At 41.3% G+C, this 4,589-nt stretch carries 5 protein-coding genes; 1 reads left to right on the top strand and 4 read right to left on the bottom strand.

Features of this window, described 5'->3' with window-relative positions; all coding sequences use genetic code 11:
* Window positions 1-24: 24 nt before the first annotated feature.
* Entirely contained in the window at window positions 25-342 is a 318-nt protein-coding gene (locus AB6D07_RS22545) for a MobC family plasmid mobilization relaxosome protein (RefSeq protein ID WP_371692781.1), read from the bottom strand.
* Between the two features lie 1,291 nt (window positions 343-1,633).
* Between AB6D07_RS22545 and AB6D07_RS22540 the strand changes: the two genes are divergently transcribed.
* Window positions 1,634-2,170, top strand: coding sequence for a hypothetical protein (locus AB6D07_RS22540; protein WP_176247075.1), 537 nt, complete (start codon window positions 1,634-1,636; stop codon window positions 2,168-2,170).
* A 298-nt stretch (window positions 2,171-2,468) separates the two neighbouring features.
* Here AB6D07_RS22540 and AB6D07_RS22535 read toward each other — a convergent pair whose 3' ends face one another.
* The 3 genes from AB6D07_RS22535 to AB6D07_RS22525 form a co-directional block, all read right to left on the bottom strand.
* Complete coding sequence (locus tag AB6D07_RS22535) at window positions 2,469-2,684, bottom strand: hypothetical protein (RefSeq protein WP_176247074.1); 216 nt, start codon at window positions 2,682-2,684, stop codon at window positions 2,469-2,471.
* A 500-nt stretch (window positions 2,685-3,184) separates the two neighbouring features.
* Complete coding sequence (locus AB6D07_RS22530) at window positions 3,185-3,415, bottom strand: MbeD family mobilization/exclusion protein (protein WP_371705181.1); 231 nt, start codon at window positions 3,413-3,415, stop codon at window positions 3,185-3,187.
* Window positions 3,416-3,418: 3 nt separating this feature from the next.
* A complete protein-coding gene (locus AB6D07_RS22525) occupies window positions 3,419-3,874 on the bottom strand; it encodes an MbeB family mobilization protein (RefSeq protein ID WP_372111873.1) in 456 nt (151 codons plus the stop codon).
* Window positions 3,875-4,589: the final 715 nt, after the last annotated feature.

Here is a 4,589-nt window from a genome sequence, read left to right as displayed (position 1 = left end):
TTCCACGAGAGTGAATTTTGACAATCATGAATGCTCATCCTGCAGATCTCGTATGGCTTGTTCAATCGCCCCCAATGCTGTGATGACTTTGAGTCGATCCACTGTTTTCCAATCATCAGAATTCGTCGCCCTGGCTATCTGATTTAAGTTGTTACCAATACCGGCTAATTGACGAAGCAAAGCAGGATCACAAGGTGGCGCTTTAAATCGTGACGCTTCCTTTTCTCCCAAGCACACATCACGCATCCATTCCGCTAATCGTGCCTTAGTATTTCGACGCTGCAACGAAGAATACTCGTCATCATGCACTCGGATTTTTATCTCTTTCTGTCTTAATTTCATAATGGCCTCGGGCGATGATTCGAACCGAAGGGGCGGATTATCGCCCGTGGTCTTCGGGGGTCTCGGGGGCGAAGCCCCTGTGCCAGTCACTGTGAACCCGTCAGGAGCGAAGCGAATAAAGGGGACGCTGTGTATACTGGCTTTAAAAGCTTAATACGAATGTACTACAGGGAAATAAGAGAACTATCTCTGTTTGAATCAAAATAGAAATAATGGAGGACAGGTCAAAATGTCGCAGAGAAGGAAAAAGAAAAGGCCAATTAAGACAGGAACACCCTCGCATTGAAAAGCGCCAGCATAAGGAGGTCGCAAAGCTCCAACTCAAGCCCTTTCGGCTACGCCGAACCCCTATCTCGAAACCATTAAAATGGATGAAATATCAGGGGTCATTTATCGTTTAACCTTGGGGTTTTCTCTCCCTTTCGGGCTGCCCTACGCTGTGCCTTTAGTGCTCTAAGGTCATTTGCAGACTCTTAAAACATCCTCCTCAGTGGCACACACTAAACCGTATTATCATTTGGCCTTACTCAATGCCTAGCAGCTGTAGCATCGTGACCTATTACGTCATTTCGGGTTCAGTTCGTTCGCTGGCTATCTCAGGAAATCCTTGGTCGATAGCGGGATGACACACCTATCCAAAACATCTTGAATCCAAATAGGTCAGGGAATACTTGAAGTGCTCATATGATATGGTCTATCATGAAAGGACTTAACGGGGTCTGAATTCGTTTAAGTATTCCGAAATAAACCACCTTGCCGGGTGGTTTTTTCACATCTGGCCATTAGGTTACGACCAAATCCCAAAGATCGCAATGATCTCTTTATCAGTTAATTGCAGATCAAAAAAAAACCTTCAATTATGAAGGTCTTTTTTTTTCATTCTGTATTATCTGGCGTTTTATATATCTGATGCCAGAAACGCCCAGAAGTACTTGTTGGCGGAGCGAATTCATTATCACGAATAGTACAATAACGGCCATATTCCCTAATGATCTGATGCGTTAAAGTGTTGATATCGCACTCCTGAAAAGAACCACCGCTCCTTCCTACTTTTTCATGTGGTTTTACATACAAACCCATACAAAAACCTCTATATATTAGATACATAACAAATATTTAATCACTATATACCTATATAACAACCAACTCAAAAGTTCACATCATAATTCTGTTAATTATGATTTAATAAATAATGCATTGAAAATTTATCTTGAATATTTTCAATGCATTATCATGATTTCATATGTTTTTTATGTGATAAAATACCTCAAAGTCACTTACTGAGCTGGTTATGAATAGAAGTAATTTCAACTTAAATGGGCACGATTACAACTTATCCCACTTAAATGATAGATATTGGAATTTAATACAACCAGCATCAGGAGATAACGAAGAAAAAATTTATCGTATAAAGATCATCTTTTCATGCCACTGCTTCACTAAAGGAAGAGAAGAGAATGACCAACCCTCTCTTTTTTACAATGAAAGTCGAGAGGAACGCACGTTCTGCCAAACTAGATACGATGCGTCATTACAGCTACTAGAGCACATATATGCCCTACAGAATGGGTATGTTTTTATTAATGATGGTGGCAAAAAATCGAGAAAACAGAACTATTTGAAAATCCCAACAGCTACTGGGAATTATGAGATTTATTTCACTTTAAGTAAGAGCAACGATGAAAACGCAGATTTGAATCTATTCGTCCAAAGTGCATTTTTTAGAACTCATGGAAATGCGAGAAAATTAGGAAAGATAAGATTTACAGTAGCAGTTTATAACACCCTGATAGGAAAGCCTGTCAAAGCTCCACCTAGGCATAGATAGGTCTATAGAAACGAAAAAACCAGCTAATGCTGGTTTGTTCTATGCACTTAAGCATTAAATCGGAACCTTTGATTATCGCGCTCTTGGGCGTCAACCTACATCGTAGGCGGTACGAGTACTCCACTTTAAAAGTGGTTCCGTTCGTATACTCACGTAATAACTATTGCAGAATAGAATATTAGTGTCAATGATATTTACATTTTATAAAGAACTTGACACCAAAAATTGAAAGGCATTTTCTTCCAGATATTTTTGGTCTGAGACCAAAAATATCTCCCAAATCCGACATTGTCTGTTTTCACTCAACATCCTTATCTAAAGAAGATAGTGCTACTTTTAGTTGAGCTATAGCTGTTTTTTTAGCTGCAATTTCCATCTCTGATATCGAATCGCAATTAGGAACCCAAATCATCACATCTACACTTTTTCCTTTTCGATTAGTGAACTCATGAAGGGATACCTTTACGTACCTTAGATCTTCAACAACATGCTTTATATCGACTTGAATATCCAATTAAACTTCTCCTAAAAAATCATTTTAACTATATAAATTCATCACGATGAAAATAGCAACTGCCTGACAAAATCTCATTTATAAGACTGTTTCACAGCGTGAAACAACAATTCATGATCATTACTTTCAATATCTAACGCGTTAGACATTTTAGTTCTGTGACTACAATGTCTGCAAAGCAGAATAGGCAAAAAAAAACAGCACAATCAGGAACAAAAAAGTCACTCAGATTCCAAAATCTTGGTAGTCATTATGTGCATTATGTTCAATGGCTCACTTAGCTATCGAAAACACCCACCTCACGCACTCAAACGCCCATAGGCACGTTTTAAAGCAATCACTTCGCTCTACTGACCCATAAATCGGGCTGTAAGTTTGTGACGCTTTCAGAGCGATTTACAGGGCAATAAAACCGCCATCCGTTTCAACCAAAACAAATAGCCAAATGCCTATTTGTTACAAACTCATTCCACGATCACCAATTTCTCGATCTCGACTCATCATCTGTTCGTGTTGTAGCGCTTTTCCAACCGCTGGAGCTGAGCGTTCAAGCTCTGCACTTGCTCGGTCAAGTGACTCACGCTCAAGTGCAATTTTTTGTTCTCCAACGAAGTAGCATCGAACATTTTCACCAATCCGTTGTAGGCCGTCACAAAGTCTTGATGTCGCTTCTCGTGCTCTTTCTCTAAGTCCTCGAACGCGCTCAATAGCTGAGTCTCTAATTCCGTCATCACTTAATACCCCTCTGGAATAAACATCGGACGTTGGTCGGACTTTCTCGTCCAATTCGACGTTCCTTCCGCTTGTGCTAGGCACAAGCGTTCCCCGCACCGGCTGAGTTGAAGATTTCCGCCCTGGCTCTCGAGTTCCGCTATCCGATCTTTCTGCTGACTGATTGTCACCCAATTGTCCGTGATCAGCGTGCCCTGATACCAAATCACGCCCCATGACACCAAAATCACCGACACCACGAACGCGATCCCCCATAACCAACTGGGGAGAATTAACCTTTTCAGGCTCGAAGTCTGGTCGTCGATGACGTTGCTGATTTCGATCTCGCTGTCTTTCAAAGCCCTCACGATATGTTGTTCGTGCTTCGAAAATTCGCTCTTGAGCGAGCGCTCGATATCGTTCGCTTGCTCTTTGGATTTCGTCTCGAAGTCCGAGGCCAAATCTAAAATCTTTTTCATAAATCAGTCCTTTCAATCGAAGATTCTTACCACCTTCTGGATTGGCAATACTCAAACTATTCTTAGTTTCTCGGGCAATGGTGAAACCGGCTTTTTCGAGGCAATCCTTCACATCATCACGATTTCGAATCTCGCCATTTCCCGCTTGTGTTAAAAGCCCACGAGTGATCATTTCAACCGCCAATTTTTTTGAATGAGGCAAAGTATTCGCGGTCACCAGCTCTTGTTTATTCGCTGGGTCATTCGGATCTTTTAATTTCAAAAATTCATTTTGGAGGGTTTGCCACGCATTAATTCGAGGCCGATCGACACGGTCAAAATACGGTTGCAGCCGTCGACCACTTAAAAGCTCTATATTCGGTACCACAAAATTTAACTCTAATCGGCCTTTGTCTCGATGCTCGACCCAAAGACAAGCAAACTGATCTTTGTCCAGACCAGGGAGTAATGCCGATTCAAACGACGACATTAATTTATCTTTAGCTTCTCGAGGTAAATCAGATTCAGCAAAAGAAAGAACCCCACTCGTATATTTTTTTGCATATGGACTCGAATCGATGAGGGCAATAATCGTACACGGGTCACCACGATCTAACGTGGCCCCGTCACGTTCTCCGTCTTTACCTAATAGATATTCAACAGGACCGGAGCCACAACCGGTTCCACGAGAGTGAATTTTGACAATCATGAATGCTCATCCTGCAGATCTCGTATG

Source organism: Vibrio sp. 10N.239.312.C11, assembly GCF_041466065.1.
Lineage (GTDB): Bacteria > Pseudomonadota > Gammaproteobacteria > Enterobacterales > Vibrionaceae > Vibrio > Vibrio tasmaniensis_A.
This window is presented reverse-complemented; position numbering and strand designations above follow the sequence as displayed.